15 protein-coding genes are annotated in these 17601 nt (G+C 66.2%); 7 read left to right on the top strand and 8 right to left on the bottom strand.

The genetic code is table 11. The annotated features are described in order from the left end of the window. The first annotated feature begins 4 nt into the window (after window positions 1-4). Genes LPW26_RS16030 through LPW26_RS16015 form a run of 4 tightly spaced genes read left to right on the top strand, consistent with a single transcriptional unit; the run spans window position 5 to window position 3318 of the window. Window positions 5-811 carry an ABC transporter ATP-binding protein gene (locus LPW26_RS16030; RefSeq protein ID WP_238736413.1) on the top strand — a complete coding sequence of 269 codons (807 nt, stop codon included), beginning with the start codon at window positions 5-7 and terminating at the stop codon, window positions 809-811. Further along, window positions 808-1623, top strand: coding sequence for an ABC transporter permease (locus LPW26_RS16025; protein WP_238736412.1), 816 nt, complete (start codon window positions 808-810; stop codon window positions 1621-1623). The genes LPW26_RS16030 and LPW26_RS16025 overlap by 4 nt, the downstream gene beginning before the upstream one ends. Before the next feature lie 11 nt (window positions 1624-1634). Beyond that, a complete protein-coding gene (locus LPW26_RS16020) occupies window positions 1635-2621 on the top strand; it encodes a 2-hydroxyacid dehydrogenase (RefSeq protein ID WP_238736411.1) in 987 nt (328 codons plus the stop codon). Between the two features lies 1 nt (window position 2622). Beyond that, a complete protein-coding gene (locus LPW26_RS16015; RefSeq protein ID WP_238736410.1) occupies window positions 2623-3318 on the top strand; it encodes an AprI/Inh family metalloprotease inhibitor in 696 nt (231 codons plus the stop codon). A gap of 273 nt (window positions 3319-3591) precedes the next feature. Here LPW26_RS16015 and LPW26_RS16010 read toward each other — a convergent pair whose 3' ends face one another. Then, window positions 3592-5082: an NAD-dependent succinate-semialdehyde dehydrogenase gene (locus LPW26_RS16010; protein ID WP_238736409.1), complete on the bottom strand. Its 1491-nt coding sequence runs from the start codon at window positions 5080-5082 to the stop codon at window positions 3592-3594. A 139-nt stretch (window positions 5083-5221) separates the two neighbouring features. Further along, window positions 5222-5545 carry a hypothetical protein gene (locus LPW26_RS16005; RefSeq protein ID WP_238736408.1) on the bottom strand — a complete coding sequence of 108 codons (324 nt, stop codon included), beginning with the start codon at window positions 5543-5545 and terminating at the stop codon, window positions 5222-5224. 267 nt (window positions 5546-5812) lie between these two features. Between LPW26_RS16005 and LPW26_RS16000 the strand changes: the two genes are divergently transcribed. Both LPW26_RS16000 and LPW26_RS15995 read left to right on the top strand, forming a co-directional pair. Next, window positions 5813-6997: a serine hydrolase domain-containing protein gene (locus tag LPW26_RS16000; RefSeq protein ID WP_238736407.1), complete on the top strand. Its 1185-nt coding sequence runs from the start codon at window positions 5813-5815 to the stop codon at window positions 6995-6997. 165 nt (window positions 6998-7162) lie between these two features. Continuing rightward, entirely contained in the window at window positions 7163-8848 is a 1686-nt protein-coding gene (locus tag LPW26_RS15995) for an AMP-binding protein (protein ID WP_238736482.1), read from the top strand. 161 nt (window positions 8849-9009) lie between these two features. Here the strand turns inward: LPW26_RS15995 and LPW26_RS15990 are convergent, their stop codons facing one another. The 6 genes from LPW26_RS15990 to mnmE form a co-directional block, all read right to left on the bottom strand. Further along, window positions 9010-10011, bottom strand: a complete 1002-nt coding sequence (locus tag LPW26_RS15990; RefSeq protein WP_238736406.1) for an adenosine kinase — start codon at window positions 10009-10011, stop codon at window positions 9010-9012. 161 nt (window positions 10012-10172) lie between these two features. Next, window positions 10173-11063, bottom strand: coding sequence for a ParB/RepB/Spo0J family partition protein (locus LPW26_RS15985; protein WP_238736405.1), 891 nt, complete (start codon window positions 11061-11063; stop codon window positions 10173-10175). Window positions 11064-11256: 193 nt separating this feature from the next. Next, a complete protein-coding gene (locus LPW26_RS15980; protein ID WP_238736404.1) occupies window positions 11257-12111 on the bottom strand; it encodes a ParA family protein in 855 nt (284 codons plus the stop codon). Beyond that, window positions 12098-12808: a 16S rRNA (guanine(527)-N(7))-methyltransferase RsmG gene (rsmG, locus tag LPW26_RS15975; protein ID WP_238736403.1), complete on the bottom strand. Its 711-nt coding sequence runs from the start codon at window positions 12806-12808 to the stop codon at window positions 12098-12100. The genes LPW26_RS15980 and rsmG overlap by 14 nt, the downstream gene beginning before the upstream one ends. Before the next feature lie 366 nt (window positions 12809-13174). Further along, window positions 13175-15043, bottom strand: coding sequence for a tRNA uridine-5-carboxymethylaminomethyl(34) synthesis enzyme MnmG (gene mnmG, locus LPW26_RS15970; RefSeq protein ID WP_238736402.1), 1869 nt, complete (start codon window positions 15041-15043; stop codon window positions 13175-13177). 114 nt (window positions 15044-15157) lie between these two features. After that, a complete protein-coding gene (gene mnmE / locus LPW26_RS15965) occupies window positions 15158-16474 on the bottom strand; it encodes a tRNA uridine-5-carboxymethylaminomethyl(34) synthesis GTPase MnmE (RefSeq protein WP_238736401.1) in 1317 nt (438 codons plus the stop codon). 176 nt (window positions 16475-16650) lie between these two features. Here mnmE and LPW26_RS15960 point away from each other — a divergent pair, with 176 nt between their 5' ends. Continuing rightward, the gene (locus tag LPW26_RS15960; protein ID WP_238736400.1) at window positions 16651-17601 is read left to right on the top strand and encodes a phosphatase PAP2 family protein; all 951 of its coding nucleotides are present in this window, start codon (window positions 16651-16653) and stop codon (window positions 17599-17601) included.

The raw sequence follows: 17601 nt of genomic DNA, 5'->3' as shown, positions 1-17601 counted from the left end.
CACCGTGGCGGCGCCGCAGCCTCGCGCACCAACGGACGCCGATGCGGCGATCCGGCTGAGCGCGATTACCAAGACGTATGACAGCGGCGTGCTGGCGCTCGGTCCGATCGACCTTTCGGTCGGCCGCGGCGAATTCGTATCGCTGCTGGGGCCGTCCGGCTGCGGCAAGTCGACGGCGCTGCGGCTGATCGCCGGGCTGGCGACGCCCTCCTCCGGCAGCATCGAGGTCGCCGGCCAGGTGAAGCCGCCGCGCGGCGGTCCCGCCATCGGCTTCGTGTTCCAGGAGCCGACGCTGATGCCGTGGGCCAGCGTCGCCGCCAATGTGGCGCTGCCGCTCGAGCTTGCGCACACGCCGGCCGACGAAACCGCCCAGCGCGTCGCGGCGGCGCTGGCGCGGGTCGAACTATCCGAGTTCGCCCTCGCCTATCCGCGCGAACTCTCCGGCGGCATGAAGATGCGGGTGTCGCTCGCCCGCGCGCTCGTCACCGATCCGGACATCCTGCTGATGGACGAGCCGTTCGCGGCGCTCGACGAGATCACCCGCTTCCGCCTCAATGACGATCTGTTGGCGCTGTGGCGCGACCTCGGCAAGACCGTGCTGTTCGTGACGCATTCGGTGTTCGAGTCGGTGTATCTGTCGCAGCGCGTGGTGGTGATGTCGCCGCGGCCGGGCCGGATCGCGGCGGAGTTCGTCATCGATGCGCCGGAGCCGCGCGGCGAGGCGTTCCGCACCTCTGCGGACTACGCGGCACAATGCCGTGACGTCTCGGCCGCGCTGGCCGCGACCGGCGGCACACGGGGGCTCGGATGAGCAACCGCGCAGCGCGACCTCAGCGGCTGAGCACGGCGCGGCTGGTCCGCGTGCTGCTGCCGCTCGGCGTGCTGGCCGCGGTGGTCGGCGGCTGGGACCTCGTCGTTCGGGTCAATCAGATTCCGCCCTACATCCTGCCCGGGCCGGGACTGGTGGTGTCGACCCTGTGGGCCGACTGGACGGTGTTGTTTCAATCGCTGCTGGCGACGCTGTGGACCACGCTGCTGGGCTTTCTCGCCGCCGCGATCGGCGGCATCGCGCTGGCGCTGCTGTTCAACCTGTCGCGCTGGGTGGAGTACGCGCTGTTTCCCTACGCGGTGGTGTTGCAGGTGACGCCGGTGATCGCCATCGCGCCGCTGCTGCTGATCTATCTGCCGCAGGAGACCGCCGTGGTGGTGTGCGCCTGGATCGTGGCGTTCTTTCCGGTGCTGGCCAACACCACGCTCGGGCTGAACTCGGTCGACCGCAATCTTGCGGGGCTGTTCCGGCTGTACGGCGCCTCGAAGCTGCAGACGCTGGTCCGGCTGAAGCTGCCTGCGGCGATGCCCTACATGCTTGGCGGACTACGCATCGCCGGCGGGCTGTCGCTGATCGGCGCGGTGGTGGCGGAGATCGCCGCAGGCTCCGCAGGCGCCGGTTCGGGCCTGGCCTACCGGATTGCGGAATCCGGATATCGGCTCAACATTCCCCGCATGTTCGCCGCCTTGCTGTTGCTGTCGCTGGCGGGCATTGTGATTTACGGAGCGCTCGCGCTGGTGTCGCATCTGCTGTTGCGGCGATGGCACGAAAGCGCATTGGGACGGGAACCGTGAAGGGAGCCATGATGGCCGAGACGACTGGGTCGGCGGACGCGATCGATGTGTTGATTTACGGACCGCGCAAACCGGTGGTCGACGACGGCTTCCCCAGCGGCTACGCGCTGCATCGCTGCGAGCAGCAGACCGATCTCGACAGCCTGTCCGACGACGTGCGCGCGCGAATTCGCGGCGTCGCCGTCACCGGCCTGGTGCCGACCAGCGCCGCCGTGCTGTCGAGTTTTCCCAGGCTGGAAATCGTCGCCTCGTTCGGCGTCGGCTACGATCACATCGACGCCGCCTGGGCGGCGCAGCACGACGTCGTCGTCACCAACACGCCCGACGTGCTCACCGAGGAAGTCGCCGACACCGCGCTCGGCCTGTTGATCGCGACGCTGCGCGAATTCATTCGCGCCGACAAATACGTCCGTGCCGGGCTGTGGCAGACCCAGCCCTATCCGCTCAGCGTCGGCTCGCTGCGCGACCGCAAGGTCGGCATCGTCGGCATGGGCCGGATCGGCCAGGCGATCGCGCGGCGGCTCGACGCCTCGCTGGTGCCGGTGGTGTATCACTCGCGCAATCCGGCCGCCGGCGTCGCCTACAAGCACTATCCGGACCTGATCGCGATGGCCAAGGAGGTCGACACGCTGGTGGTGATCACCCCCGGCGGCGCCGCCACCAACAAGCTGATCAGCGCCGACGTGCTGAAGGCGCTCGGCCCGCGCGGCGTGCTGATCAACGTCGCCCGCGGATCGGTGGTGGACGAAACTGCACTGATCGCCGCGCTGAAATCCGGTACCATCCTGGCGGCCGGGCTCGACGTATTCGCCGACGAGCCGAACGTGCCGGAGGAGCTGCGCGCGCTCGGCAATGTGGTGTTGCTGCCGCATATCGGGTCGGCCTCGGTGGTGACCCGCAACGCGATGGATCAGATGGTGGTCGACAACCTCAGGGCATGGTTCGACGGCAAGCCGCCGCTGACGCCGATCGCCGAGACGCCGGTCAAGGACCGCTGACATGTTGGCGCGTCTCGGTGTGGCATTGGGTTTGCTGCTCGCGGCGGGATCGGCACTGGCGCAGGACGCCGGGACGCTGAAGAACAACATGATCGGGCAGTGGGAGCTGTCCACCACCGAGCGCAGCAAGACCTGCGTGGTGACGCTGAAGGCCGATGCGGCGCCGGGCGTGGCGCAAGGCATGAAGCTCGAACTCGAGCCCGGCTGCGCGACGGCGCTGCCGTTCACCAAGGACGTCGTCGCCTGGACCGTGAAGGGCCTCGACATCGTCCGGCTGGAGACCGCAGCAGGCGACGCGGTGATCGACCTGACCGAAGTCGAGAGCGGCATCTTCGAAGGACTGCGCGCCAACGAGGGCGTCTACATCCTGCAGAACCTGGTGGCGGCGCGCTCGCTCGCCAAATCGATGGACCAGATGATCGGCGACTGGTCGATGGTCCGCGGCAACGGCCGGGCCATCTGCGGCCTGACGCTGACCAACAACGAAGCGCCGACGCCGGACAATTTCGAAGCCTATCTGAAGCCGCGCTGCGAACAGCCGGTCGCCTCCTTCGCGCCGACGATGTGGCGACTGGAACGCGGCGCCCTCCTCCTGATCGCACCATCGGGCGAGACCTGGCGTTTCGAAGCCGACGACAACGCGCAATGGCGCAGAAGCCCAGATACCGCCGACCCGCTGATCATGCTGCGGCAGTAAAAGCGGCTGATCAATCCCGGCTGATCGACATATCGTCTCGAGCGCTATGGCACGACGAGCGAACCCCACCGCTTGCCGTCATCGCCCGCCCAGGCGGGCGATCCAGTACTGCAGAACTCAGGTTTCCTTCCGGCGCCTCGCCGTCATTGGGAGGAGCTAAGCGACGAAGCAATCCAGGGGCTCAGTCGTTCACGGCTTCCTGGATTGCTTCGCTTCGCTTGCAATGACGCGGAGCGTCTTCGCTGTGTCGCCGCGGCGACCGAAATGCTTAGTTCAGATCCCCGCCATCATCACGTACTTGATCTCGACATACTCTTCCATGCCGTGATGCGAGCCTTCGCGGCCGAGGCCGGATTCCTTGACGCCGCCGAACGGCGCGACTTCGGTGGTGATCAGGCCGGAGTTGACGCCGACCATGCCGCTCTCCAGCGCCTCGGCAACGCGCCAGACGCGGCCGATGTCGCGGGCGTAGAAGTAGCTGGCGAGGCCGAACGGCGAGTTGTTGGCGAGCCGGATCACTTCGGCTTCGTCCTTGAAGCGGAACACCGGCGCCAGCGGGCCGAACGTCTCCTCATGCGCCACCAGCGCGTCGGTGCGCACGTCGGCCAGCACGGTCGGCTCGAAGAACGTGCCGCCAAGCTCCGAGCGCTTACCACCGGTGATCACCTTGGCGCCGTGCGCGACCGCGTCGGCGATGTGCCGCTCGGTCTTCTCGACCGCGGCCTCGTTGATCAGCGGGCCCTGCGTCACGCCCTGCTCGGTGCCGTCGCCAATTTTCATCGCCTTGACCTTGGCGGCGAGCTTTTCGACGAACGCGTCGTAGACGCCGTCCTGCACATACAGGCGATTGGCGCACACGCAGGTCTGGCCCATGTTGCGATATTTCGACACCATGGCGCCTTCGACCGCGGCGTCGATGTCGGCATCGTCGAACACGATGAACGGCGCGTTGCCGCCGAGTTCGAGGCCGAGCTTCTTCACCGTGCCGGCGGATTGCCGATACAGGATTTTGCCGACTTCGGTGGAGCCGGTGAAGCCGACGAAGCGCACTGCTGGATGCTCGCAGAACACCTTGCCGATCGGCGGCGCATCACCGGTGACGATGTTGAACACACCCTTCGGCAGGCCGGCCTTCTCGGCCAGCACCGCCAGCGCCAGCGCCGAGAACGGCGTCTCTTCGGCCGGCTTCAGCACCACGGTGCAGCCTGCCGCCAGGGCCGGCGACACCTTGCGGGTGATCATCGAGTTCGGGAAGTTCCACGGCGTGATCGCGGCGCACACGCCGATCGGCTGCTTGATGGCGATCAGCCGCGCGTCGGCGCGCTGGGTCGGGATGGTCTCGCCGTAAACCCGCCGCGCTTCCTCGGCGAAGAACTCGATATAGGCGGCGCCGATGTCGACCTCGCCGAGCGCCTCGGCGAGCGGCTTGCCTTGTTCGGTGGTGAGAATCAGCGCCAAATCCTCGCGATGGGCGACGATCAGCTCGAACCACTTGCGCAGGATGTTGGAACGCTGCTTGGCGGTCAGCTTGGCCCAGGCCGGAAACGCGCGCTGCGCGGCTTCGACCGCGGCGGTTGCGTCGGCGGCGCCGAGACTGGGCACCCGGCCGATTTCGCCGCCGGTCGCCGGATTGGTGACGACGATCGACCCGCTGCCGGTCCAGGCGCCGTCGACATAACACTGCTCGCGCAGCAGCGACGGATCCTTCAGGCGGTCACGCAGGGCTGCGGTATCTGACTTGCGGGCGGCAGCGGTCTGGGCCATCGGATCACATCCTCCAGGTTGGCATCGGCGCGGCTCATCGCACCGACGATATCTGCAGGAAGTATAGGCGCATCGCGGCGCCGGCGCACCGACGCCGCATCGTCAAACGGCTGTGACCGCCGATGCTGCGGCGCGGCGATCAGGCGGCGCGGTTGAACCAGGATTCGCGGCGGCTGAGCATATGATCAGCGGCAAGCCGGGCATGTTCCCAGCTCCGCGTCGGGAAATAGCGGTATTCCAGCTCCGGCAACGCAACCCCACCGCGACGGCCGAACCAGCCGAGCCGCTTCGGGCGGGTCTGCAGCTTGGCCAGCGCCATCGCGAGGTTTTCGACCACGTCGAACGCGAACATTCCGCCATCGGTGGCGCGGCGAACTTCATAGATGCCGGGTCCGATCGGCGCGTCGATATTGCCGAGACCGCCCTGCGGGTAGTGTTTCCAGCCGCTCCAGGATGGGGTCATTGATGTGCTCCGCCAGGTGAGTCGGCGCACCCGGTTGAGCGAATCTCGTCGCGACTGCGGCCGCATTGTGAACCGCGGGCGGCGTCCTTCGTTCCGGTGGCGTCGTGACGCAAGTCACTTTGGTTGCGGGCTCCTTAACCTGGATGGCGACAGGCGGCTTCTCGGCGCGTCCCGCTGTCCGGCCACTGCACCGATCTCCCGTCTTGCGCCGGTCGTTCCGCAGCGGAACAATGCCCCAGTACAAAAACCATCAGGGAGGATGACCACATGCACAGCGCAGAGATCGACCAATCGCTGCAACGCTTCTGCGAGCGCGGCGACATTCCAGGCGTCGTCGCGATGGCCGGCAGCGCCGGCGACACCGTGTATCAGGGCGCGTTCGGCCAGCGCGATCTGTCGAAGCCGCAGCCGATGACGCTCGACAGCGTGTTCTGGATCGCCTCGATGACCAAGGCCATCACCGCCGCGGCGGCGATGCAGCTGGTCGAACAGGGCAAGCTGTCGCTCGACGAGCCGATCGGCAAGGTGCTGCCCGATCTTGCCGCGCCGCTGGTGCTCGACGGCTTCGCGGCCGACGGCACGCCGAAGACGCGGCCAGCCAGGACGCCGATCACGCTGCGCCAGCTGCTCACCCACACCGCCGGCTTCTGCTACGACATGTGGAACGCCGACATGGTGAAGTACATGGAGCACCACGGCGTGCCCGGCATCATCGGCTGCCAGGAGGCCGCGCTGAAGACGCCGCTGGCGTCCGATCCCGGCACGCGCTGGGAATACGGCATCAATATCGACTTCGCCGGCAAGGCGGTGGAAGCGGCCAGCGGCCTCAAGCTCGACGCGTATTTGCGTGACCACATCTTCGCGCCGCTCGGCATGACCGACACCGGCTTCAAGATCGGTGATACGCAGCGCGAACGGCTGGTCGCCGTGCATGCCCGCGGCGAGGACGGTTCGCTGACGCCGATTCCGTTCGAGGTCGCGCAGGAGCCCGAATTCCCCATGGGCGGCGGCGGCCTTTACGGCACCGCGGCCGATTACTTGAAGTTCGCCCGGATGATCCTCAACAAGGGCCGTGGTAACGGCCAGCAGGTGCTGAAGCCCGAGACCGTCGCGCTGATGGGTCAGAATCACATCGGCGATCTCAACGTCACCCGGCTGAACTCGGCGATCGCCTTCGCGACCAACGACGTCGATCTCTATCCCGGCATGGACAAGAAGTGGGGCCTCAGCTTCCTGATCAACACCGAGACGACGCCCGAAGGCCGCAGCCCCGGCAGCCTCGCCTGGGCCGGCCTTGCCAACACGTACTACTGGATCGATCCGACCCGCGACATCTGCGGCGTGATCCTGATGCAGGTGCTGCCGTTCGGCGACGCCAAGTGCCTCGATACCTTCGCGGCGTTCGAACGGGGCGTCTATGCGGGCCTCGGCACTGGCCAAAAGGCTGCCTGAAGTTTGCCACAAGCACTGCGGCGGGGCTCGACAAGCTCCGCCGCAGGCACGACCCTCTTCCAATCAAGACCGGCGCCGATTCAAATCAGCCCGCACGGAGGAACCCAGCACGTGACCGATCAGGCTTCAGGCGGCAAGTCTCCCAGCTACAAGTCTCCCAGCTTCGTGTCTCCCAGCTACGTGTGCGGCGTCTCCGACGCGCCGCTGCTCGGCATCACCATCGGCCAGGCGCTCGACCGCACCGCGCAGCGCTGGCCCGAACGCGAGGCTTTGGTATCACCGAGTCATGATGTTCGCTGGAGCTGGCGCGCATTCGCGCAGCGCGTCGATGCGCTTGCCGCGGGCTTCCTCGCGCTCGGCCTGCAGCGCGGCGAACGCATCGGCGTGTGGTCAATGAACCGACCCGAATGGACGCTGACGCAATTCGCCGCCGCCAAAGCGGGCCTTGTCCTGGTTACTATCAATCCGGCCTATCGGCTCAGCGAACTGGAATTCGCGCTCGCCAAGGTCGGCTGTGCCGCGCTGGTCACCGCCACCGCCTTCAAGACCTCCGCCTATATGGAGATGCTAAATACGCTGATCCCCGAGCTGAGGCAGTCGCAACCGGGCGCGCTGAAATCGGCGAAGCTACCCCAGCTACGCGCGGTGATTCAGATCGGCGGCCCGAAATCTGCCGGCACCATCGCGTTCGACGAGATCGCCACGCTGGGCGGCGATCGGCATCGCGAGATGGTCGCGCGGCTTGCCGGCGAATTGCAGTTCGACGATGCGGTCAACATCCAGTTCACCAGCGGCACCACCGGCTCGCCCAAGGGCGTGACGCTGACGCATCACAACATCCTCAACAACGGTTACTTCGTCGGCCGCGCCATGAAGCTGACCGAGCAGGACCGCATCTGCATTCCCGTTCCGCTGTATCACTGCTTCGGCATGGTGATGGGAAACCTAGCGTCCGTTACTTCCGGCGCCACCATGGTGTATCCGGGCGAAGGATTCGATCCGCTGGCGACGCTGGAGACCGCATCATCGGAGAAATGCACCGCGCTGTACGGCGTGCCGACGATGTTCATCGCCGAGCTCGACCACCCGCAGTTCGCGAGTTTCGATCTGTCGGCGCTGCGCACCGGCATCATGGCCGGCGCGCCGTGCCCGGTCGAAGTGATGCGCCGCGTCAACGATGCGATGAACATGCGCGAAGTCACGATCGCCTATGGCATGACCGAGACCAGCCCGGTCAGTTTCCAAAGCGCGGTCGACGATCCGGAGGAGCGCCGGGTCTCGACGGTCGGACGCATCCATCCGCATGTCGAGGTCAAAGTCATCGATCTCGAAGGCCGTATCGTGCCACGTGGCACGCGCGGCGAGCTCTGCACCCGCGGCTACAGCATCATGCTGGGCTATTGGGACGAAGCGGAGAAGACCGCCGACGTACTCGACGCTGCCGGCTGGATGCACACCGGCGATCTGGCGGTGATCGACGACGAAGGCTTCTGCAATATCGTCGGCCGCATCAAGGACATGGTGATCCGCGGCGGCGAGAACCTGTATCCGCGCGAGATCGAGGAATTCCTGTATCGCCACCCCAAGATCCAGGACGTTCAGATTTTCGGCGTCGCCGACGAACGCTACGGCGAGGAGCTGTGCGCCTGGGTCCGCGTCCGCCCCGGCGAGACGCTCACCGCCGACGACATCCGCGCCTTCTGCCAGGGCCAGATCGCCCACAACAAGATCCCGCGCTACGTCGAATTCGTCGACGACTTCCCGATGACCGTCACCGGCAAGATCCAGAAATTCGTGATGCGCGAGAAGGTGGAAGAGAAGCTGGGGCTGAAGGCGGCGAAGACGGCGTGAGGCGTCGTTGCAAGTAGCAACAAGAGCGACGTCATTCCGGGATGCGCGCGACAGCGCGCAGACCCGGAATCCCGACATGTTCTGCGAGACGGCAGTGCGACAAGCAGGAGATTCCGGGTTCGCGAACTTCGTCCGCGCCCCGGAATGACTTGGGGAGAGGTTTACACCGGCAGCCCGTGCTGCTGCGCCAACTCTTTAAGCGACACCTGCGGGCGGGCGCCGATGTGCTGGATGACTTCGGCGGCCGCGAGGGCGGCGAGGCGGCCGGCGTTCTCGTAGCCGGCATTGCGGACGAGGCCGAACAGGAAGCCGGCGGCAAACAGGTCGCCGGCGCCGGTGGTGTCGACGAGTTGCTCGATCGACGCGGCGGGCACCAGCGTGATGCTATCACCTTCGACCACTGCGCAGCCCTTCTCGCTCCGCGTCACGACGCCGAGCGCGACGTCCTGGCCGAGCGCCTTCAGGGCGGTGTCGAAGTCGGAGGTCTGATACAGCGCGTGCAGCTCCGACTCGTTGGCGAAGATCAGGTCGACGGTCTTGCTGCGCATCAGGTCGAGAAATTCGGCGCGGTAGCGATCGACGCAGAACGAGTCCGATAGCGTCAGCGCGACCTTGCGGCCGGCGCCATGGGCGATCTTCGAGGCCTTGAGGAAGGCCTCCTTGGCCTGCGGCGGATCCCACAGATAGCCTTCGAGATACACGATCGACGCGGCGGCGATCTGCGCCTCGTCGATATCGGCCGGCACCAGATCCTGCGCGGCTCCCAAATACGTGTTCATGGTGCGCTCGCCATCGGGCGTCACCAGGATGTAGGAGCAGCCGGTCGCCGGCCCCTCGGATGCCGGCTTGGTGTCGAAGGCGACGCCGGCGGCGCGGATGTCGTGCGCGTACAGCTTGCCGATCTGGTCGTCCTTGATCTTGCCGACATACGCGGTGCGGGCACCGAACGAGGCCAGCCCGACGATCGTGTTGGCGGCCGAGCCTCCGGAAATTTCCGTCGCCGTTCCCATGTCGGCATAGATCGCCGCCGCCTGTGCCTGATCGATCAGCGCCATGCTGCCCTTCGCCATGCCGTGCCGGACCAGGAAGTCGTCCTTGGTGCGCACCAGCACGTCGAACAGCGCGTTGCCGATGGCGAGGACGTCGTATTTGGCTGGGGTCATCGAGATCTGTCCGTGGCGACGAGAGAAGGGAAAATCCGCGGAGGGCGCGGTTCGGCCGGGCGATCGCCGGCACCCCGAAAGGCGCGCCGGCCTATCATGTTCGGCCCCGGCGCAGCAAGCGCCGGCTGTTCCCAGACCAAGCCCGGGCGACGAAAGACGAACTAACCGCCGGCCTCGAGCCGGCGGATGATGTCGTCGAGCTGATCGAGATCGGCGTAGCAGATCTGCACGGCGCCGGCGCCGTCCTGATCGTCGATCGTGACCTTCATGCCGAGCGCGTCGCTGATGCGCTTTTCCAGCGCCAGCGTATCGGTGTCCTTGGCCGGCTTCGTGCTCGCGGCCGCGCGCGGCTTCTGCGGCTTGCGTTCGGGCACGCCCTCGTCATGCGCCAGCGCCTCGGTCTGCCGCACATTGAGACCTTCGGCGATGATGCGCTTGGCGACCGCGGACGCATCGGGCACGCCGATCAGCGCGCGGGCATGGCCCATGCTGAGATCGCCCGCGGCGATCAGGCCTTGAACATCCTCGGGCAGCCTGGTCAGCCGCATCATATTGGCGACGTGGCTGCGGCTCTTGCCGACGATCTTGGCGATCTCGTCCTGACTGCGCTTGAACTCGTTCGCGAGCGCGTGATAGCCGAGCGCCTCTTCGAGCGGATTGAGGTCCTCGCGCTGCACGTTCTCGACGATGGCGATTTCGAGCGCGAGCGCGTCCGAGACGTCGACCGGCACGATCGGCACTTCGTGCAGGCCGGCGCGCTGCGCCGCGCGCCAGCGCCGCTCGCCGGCGATGATCTCGAAGCGATCCTGCGCGCCCTTCACGGGCCGCACCACGATCGGCTGGATCACGCCGTGCTGCTTGATCGAGTCCGACAATTCGCTGAGTTCGGCATCGGTGAAGTTGCGCCGCGGGTTGCGCGGATTGGCCTTGATGAATTCGATCGGCACCTTGCGCTGACCGCGCGGCCGCTCGACATGCGCGGCCTCGCCGCCGACATCTCCGATCAGGCTCGCCAGCCCCCGCCCCAACCGCGACCGGTGTTCATCGGCCATCGCCAGCTCCCTTGGATTCACATCGATACTCCGCGTTACGTTGGTGCTTCGTCATCCGCCGATGACGCCGAGTTGTTAGTTCGCATCTGGTCGGTCCGAGATGCGCCGTGCCCACGCGCTGATCGTTCCGCCATCAGTCTTATCGCAGCCGCGGTGGGCACGCTTCGCTTTGCCCACCCTACGGGGCGTCGCCTCAATGCGCCGTGCGTAGTTCGCGCTCGCGCTGGATCACTTCGGTCGCGAGCTTCAAGTAAGCTTCGCTGCCGACGCATTTCAGATCATAGACCAGCACCGGCTTGCCGTGGCTCGGCGCTTCCGAGATCCGGACGTTGCGCGGGATCATGGTGTCGTAGACCTTCTTGCCCATGAACTGGCGGACGTCGGCGACGACCTGGCTCGACAGGTTGTTGCGGCTGTCGAACATCGTCAGCACGATGCCGTGGATGGTGAGGTCGGGGTTCAGCGTCGAGCGCACCTGCTCGACGGTCTGCAGCAGCTGCGACAGACCTTCGAGGGCGAAGAACTCGCACTGCAGCGGCACCAGGATCGCATCCGCGGCCGCCATCGCGTTGACGGTCAGAAGGTTCAGCGACGGCGGGCAGTCGATCAGCACATAGGTGTAGTCGAGCGGCGGATCGATGTCCTTGTTGAGCAGCCCGATGGCGTCGCGCAGCCGAAAGGCGCGGTCGCGGCTGTGGCCGAGTTCGAGCTCGAGACCCGACAGATCCATGGTCGAGGCGGCGATATGCAGCCGCGGCACAGCGGTCGCCACCACGGCGTCGCGCAGCGGCGCTTCGCCGGCCAGCACGTCGTAGGTCGAACAGTTGCGGTCGCGGCGGTCGATTCCGAGGCCGGTCGAGGCGTTGCCCTGCGGATCGAGATCGACGATCAGCACGCGCTCGCCGATGGCGGCCAGCGCAGTGCCGAGATTGATCGCGGTGGTGGTTTTCCCGACCCCGCCTTTTTGATTGGCGAGCGCGATGATGCGCGGGCGCAAGGGCTCGGTCATGCCCTTATCCTCTTGATATATCTCATCAATGACGGTCATGCGCGGCTTCTTTGCTGGCGGCGGTCGGGGCCTGGCGGTCGATCCGGTCGAGTTCGACGACCCAGCCCTGACCCCCGGTCAAGCTGGCATGCAAACGCGGCTCGATATTCCAATATTTGGTGGCTTCCGTCAATTCAGCCTCTACATCTTGGCCCTTGAGGAACAGCACGTGTGTGCCAGGAGCCATCAGAGGTTCGGCGAAACCGATGAGCTGGTGTAGCGGAGCGACGGCGCGCGCGGTGATGCAATCGAGCCGCTGGGGAAACCTATCCACGTTATCCCCAATGTCCCCGAGCACCACAGTGCCGGGCGCGCCGGTCACGCGCAGCGCTTCACGCAAAAAGGCAGCTTTCTTGGCGATGCGCTCGACCAACGTGACGTGGCCGCCGACCTCGGCCATGGCGCAGGCCAGCACGATGCCGGGAAAGCCGCCGCCGCTGCCGAAGTCGAGCCAGCGGCGGGCATCCGGCGCCAGAGCGAGGAGCTGGAGCGAGTCGGCGACGTGCCGGGTCCACAGGTGGGGCAGCGTGGACGGCGCGACCAGATTGGTCTTCGCCTGCCATTGCCGCAGCAGATCCAGATAGGCGTCGAGCCTCTGCTCTGTTTCACGTGAAACAGGCGTGAGCGCCAAGGCGGCGGCCTTGTCTGTATGATCCGGCGTGGAGGACATCATCGAGGATTGGCTGCGTGTGGGCATCTGCCCGGAACTCCGTCTCTACGGATCTACACATAAGGTGCCGGTGCGCTTCCGGCTACTTCTAGATCTACACGCAGTGCATTGCCTGAGGCGCCCTCACCCCAACCCTCTCCCGCAAGCGGGAGAGGGAGCCCGCTGTGCTCGGGGAGATGCCTAGGCGTCATGGGAGATGTGGATTTCAGCCGTTCGCGAGCCGTACCTTACTGATTCTAGCACAGACGCTTCACGAGCAAGGCCTACTCCCTCTCCCGCCTGCGGGAGAGGGTTGGGGTGAGGGCGACGCGAGCACTGAACGGGCGCTCGTCCCCTTCTAAAACCCGCGGATGTTTCACGTGAAACAGTTCGTCCCAAGAGCCAGCCTCAAGACTAACCGACAGCGGGCCGTTTCCGCGCTTCTCGCCGGATATAGGCCGCCAGAATCCCGAGCGCGGCCGGCGTGATGCCATCGAGGCGGCCGGCTTGCCCGACGGTGTGCGGGCGATGCCGTTCCAGCCGGGTTCGGGCTTCATTCGACAGACCAGGCACCTGTGCATAGTCGATCTCGACCAGAGACAGGCTTTCATCCCGCCGAAACGCTTCGACGTCCGCCTTCTGCCGCTCCAGATAGACGTCGTATTTGGCATCGATCTCCACATGGGTGGCGATCACGGGCGAAACGGCGCCCAGTTCGGGCCAGATCGCCCTCACCTGCTCCCACCCGATCTCCGGATACGACAGCAGATCGAATGCCGAGCGGCGCTGCCCGTCGCGATTGAGCGCGAGACCGTGCCGGGCGGCTTCGTTCGGCGTGATCGACACCGACCGAGCCAGCGCTTTCGCATCGGCAAGCGCCGCCATCTTGGTCTGGTGAAACGCCGCCCGCTCGTTGCCGACACAGCCAAGCGCAAGACCACGGTCGGTCAGGCGCTGATCGGCATTGTCGGCACGCAGCGTCAGACGATATTCGGCCCGGGAGGTGAACATCCGATACGGCTCGGTGATGCCGCGGGTCACCAGATCGTCGATCATCACCCCGAGATAGCCATCGGCGCGGTCGAACACCGCGAGTTCGCCGCCGCCCGCGAGCAGTGCGGCATTCAGACCGGCGACCAGCCCCTGGGCGGCTGCTTCTTCATAGCCGGTGGTGCCGTTGATCTGCCCGGCCAGGAACAGCCCGCGCAGCCGCTTGGTCTGCAGCGTCGGCTCCAGTTCGCGCGGATCGACATGGTCGTATTCGATCGCATAGCCCGGCCGGATCATGTCGGTCCGTTCGAGGCCGGGGATCGTCTTCAGGATCACCCGCTGCACCTCTTCGGGCAGCGAGGTCGAGATCCCGTTGGGATAGACGGTCGGATCGTCGAGCCCCTCGGGCTCCAGAAAGATCTGGTGGCCGTCGCGGTCGCCGAATTTGACGATCTTGTCCTCGATCGACGGGCAATAGCGCGGCCCGGTCGACTGGATCTGGCCGGAATACATCGGCGAGCGATGCACGTTGGCGCGGATCACCTCGTGGGTCGCCGGCGTCGTCCGGGTGATGCCGCATTCGATCTGCGGTGTGTTGATCGCAGCGGTCAGCACCGAGAACGGCTCGGGCGGATCGTCGCCCGGCTGCATCTCGACTGCGCCCCAGTCGATCGTGCGGCCGTCGAGCCGCGGTGGGGTGCCGGTCTTGAGCCGGCCCAGCGTGAAACCTATCGCCTCGAACGAGGCCGACAGACCCAGCGCCGGCGCTTCATCGATCCGGCCGGCCGGCCAGCTCTGTTCGCCGAGATGAATCAGGCCGCGCAGGAAGGTCCCAGTCGTGACGACCACCGAGCCGGCCACCAGTTCGCGACCGTCCGCAAGCCGAAGTCCGGTGATCCGGCCTTGGTCCCACCGCAGGGCGTCGGCCTCGCCTTCAATCACCTCGAGGTTCGGTGTGGCGCGGATCGCCGCCTGCATGGCGCCGGCATAGAGCTTTCGATCCGCCTGGGTTCGGGGCCCGCGCACCGCCGGACCCTTGCGCCGATTGAGCATGCGAAACTGGATGCCGCCGGCGTCGGCGACGCGGCCCATCAGCCCGTCCAGCGCATCGACCTCCCGGACCAGGTGGCCCTTGCCGAGTCCACCGATCGCCGGATTGCACGACATGGCGCCGACCGTCGCGAAGCGATGCGTGACCAGCGCCGTGCGCGCGCCGAGCCGTGCTGATGCGGCCGCAGCCTCGCAGCCGGCATGGCCGCCGCCGATGACGATGACGTCGAAAGTTGTCCACATCCGCCGGCTTCTAGCGCACTCTGTCCTGGCTTTGAAGCGGTATTGCCGGCCCGTGAGCTGGCCCCTGTTTCACGTGAAACATCGCTGTGGGCGCGCCAGCCGAACAGGCTTCAATCATTTCCCGATGCAGAAGCGGCCAAAGATTTCGCCGAGCACGTCTTCGACGTCGACGCGGCCCAACAGCCGCCCCAACGCAACAGAGGCCAGCCGAAGTTCCTCGGCAACGAATTCCGGCTCAAGATCGGGTTTCATGCTGCAATGCAGCATAAGGGCGGCTTTTTGCAGCAATGTCCGGTGGCGCACTCTCGAAATCAGGCTAGTTTCTCCAACGGCAAAATACTGTTCCGCAAATTGCTGCACCGCAGCAATAAGCTCCACCACGCCGAGGCCGCTTTCAGCCGAAATGACGAACGACGAACCACCTGGCTCGGCCACCTCCTCCGCCAGATCAGCCTTGGTCCGAACGCTCCAGAGCGCTACCGACCCGAACCACGGGTGCTCTGTCCCGTCGCCATCGCTCAACCACAACACCAGATCGGCTTCCGCCGCCCGGGCCTGCGCGCGGCGAATGCCCTCCTGCTCGATCGGGTCATCGCTTTGCCGAATGCCGGCCGTGTCGATCACCGTCACCGGATAGCCGCCGAGATCAAGCTGCACCTCGATGACGTCCCGCGTGGTTCCGGCGTAGGGCGACACGATCGCGACGTCGCGCCGGGCCAGCTTGTTGATCAGCGTCGACTTGCCGACGTTCGGCGGCCCGGCGATCGCCACCACCAGTCCATCGCGCAGCCGCTCGCCCCGACCTTCCGCCGCCAGAACCTCGGTGATCTCGCCATGCAGCCCGGCGATTGTGCGCAGCGCCGGCGCCATCAAGTCGCCCTGCACGTCGCCTTCGTCGGAAAAATCGATCCCCGCTTCGATCAGTGCGGCCGCCTCGATGATCTGCGCCCGCCATTGCCGGGCCCTATCGCCGAGCAGGCCGCCGAGCTGCCGCATCGCCTGGCGGCGCTGAATCTCGGTGTCGGCGTGGATCAGATCGTCGAGCCCCTCCGCCTCGGTGAGATCGAGCTTGCCGTTCTCGAATGCGCGCCGGGTGAATTCGCCCGGCTCGGCCGGCCGCACCCCTTCGAACGAGGACAGCACCGCCGTCAGCGCGGCCAATACGGCGCGCCCGCCGTGAATATGGAACTCGGCGACGTCCTCGCCGGTGGCACTGGCCGGCGCTGGAAACCACAGCACCAGTCCATCGTCGAGCGGCCCGCCATTATGGTCCCGCAGAGTCGCCCGCGTCGCCATGCGGGCCGTCGGCACCCTGCCCGCCAACATCTGCACGGCAGCCGCAGCACGCGGACCAGATATCCGCACGATCGCAACCGCCGCCGGCGGACGCCCCGAAGACAGCGCGAAGATGGTCTGTGCGCCCGCGTTCACTGCAGACTCCCATGGAAGCAGACCGGCTCCGGGCCGCGGCGTTCGTCGACGGCGAAGCCGCAGAAACCAACCATTAACTCACCTGCAACATCGCGCTCGCGCCGAGCCGGATCCTCAATAAGCGCTCATATCCGTCCTGTACATTTGCCACCAGCATCAACCGCCCCTGATTGCAAATGCGGATAGAACTGAACTCTGCGCCCGACCACATGGCCGGACGCCAAACCAGCCTGCACATCTGGGCGCTGATCGCGCTCATGATGTTCGGCGTCGTGGCAGGCTTTCCGCTGCTGCGGATCCGGATCGATCTGACCAGCAATCCCGCCTTGCTGGCCGCCATCGCGGCCTACACGGCGGTGACCATCTATTACGCCAAATTCCGAGCCGAGCCCTCGATCGTCGCAGCCTTGATCAGCATGGGCCAGTTGGTCCTGCTGCTGGTGCTTGGCGTGCTGCTGACCTACGTGGCGATTGCGATCGGTCTGCCGCTGCGCGACGCCGAACTGCAGGCGATCGACGTCTGGCTTGGCTTCGACAGGCAGCGCTATCTGGCCGCCTACCACGCGATCCCGGCGCTCTCAGCGCTCTTCAACGCCGCCTATTTGTCGATCCAACCGCAGACCGTGCTGGTGCCGCTTGTCCTGCTGCTCGCCGGCCAGCAATTGCGTATGCGCCAATTCGTGCTCGCCTTCGGACTGGCGTTACTCGCCACCACGGTGATTGCGACATTGGTTCCGGCGGTCGGCGCTGTGGTCTATGTCGACCTGGCGCCGCATGGACTGTCCGCCTTGTCGGCCGATATCTACACGCCCGCCCGCACCATCGAGGCGCTGCGAAGCGGCACGATGTCGACGGTTCGCCTGGACGATCTCGAAGGGCTGCTTGCGTTTCCGAGCTTCCACACCGCCGACGGCATTCTATTCACCTGGGCGCTGTGGCGGATCCGCTGGCTGCGGATCGTCGGCTTGGTGATCAACACAATGATGATCGCCAGCACGCCGGTCGACGGCGCGCACTATCTCGTCGACGTCCTGGCCGGAGCCATGGTGGCGTCGGCGGCGATCGCCATCGCCTGCCGCCAGAGATCAGCCGTGCGCGCCTTCCAACCGGAAGCCGCGCACGCCTAA

The sequence above is a fragment of the Rhodopseudomonas infernalis genome (assembly GCF_022271405.1).
Taxonomy (GTDB): Bacteria; Pseudomonadota; Alphaproteobacteria; order Rhizobiales; family Xanthobacteraceae; genus Rhodopseudomonas; species Rhodopseudomonas infernalis.
The sequence above is the reverse complement of the archived record's forward strand: the minus strand, read 5'-3'. Positions and strand labels throughout refer to the sequence as shown.

Excerpts from the sequence above, each read along its gene's own strand:
- LPW26_RS16010 (WP_238736409.1), bottom strand. The coding sequence starts at position 5,082 with ATGGCCCAGACCGCTGCCGCCCGCAAGTCAGATACCGCAGCCCTGCGT.
- LPW26_RS16000 (WP_238736407.1), top strand. The coding sequence starts at position 5,813 with ATGCACAGCGCAGAGATCGACCAATCGCTGCAACGCTTCTGCGAGCGC.
- LPW26_RS16025 (WP_238736412.1), top strand. The coding sequence starts at position 808 with ATGAGCAACCGCGCAGCGCGACCTCAGCGGCTGAGCACGGCGCGGCTG.
- rsmG (WP_238736403.1), bottom strand. The coding sequence starts at position 12,808 with ATGCCCACACGCAGCCAATCCTCGATGATGTCCTCCACGCCGGATCAT.
- LPW26_RS15980 (WP_238736404.1), bottom strand. The coding sequence starts at position 12,111 with ATGACCGTCATTGATGAGATATATCAAGAGGATAAGGGCATGACCGAG.
- LPW26_RS15985 (WP_238736405.1), bottom strand. The coding sequence starts at position 11,063 with ATGGCCGATGAACACCGGTCGCGGTTGGGGCGGGGGCTGGCGAGCCTG.
- mnmG (WP_238736402.1), bottom strand. The coding sequence starts at position 15,043 with ATGTGGACAACTTTCGACGTCATCGTCATCGGCGGCGGCCATGCCGGC.
- LPW26_RS16005 (WP_238736408.1), bottom strand. The coding sequence starts at position 5,545 with ATGACCCCATCCTGGAGCGGCTGGAAACACTACCCGCAGGGCGGTCTC.
- LPW26_RS16015 (WP_238736410.1), top strand. The coding sequence starts at position 2,623 with ATGTTGGCGCGTCTCGGTGTGGCATTGGGTTTGCTGCTCGCGGCGGGA.
- LPW26_RS15960 (WP_238736400.1), top strand. The coding sequence starts at position 16,651 with ATGCGGATAGAACTGAACTCTGCGCCCGACCACATGGCCGGACGCCAA.
- LPW26_RS16020 (WP_238736411.1), top strand. The coding sequence starts at position 1,635 with ATGGCCGAGACGACTGGGTCGGCGGACGCGATCGATGTGTTGATTTAC.
- LPW26_RS15990 (WP_238736406.1), bottom strand. The coding sequence starts at position 10,011 with ATGACCCCAGCCAAATACGACGTCCTCGCCATCGGCAACGCGCTGTTC.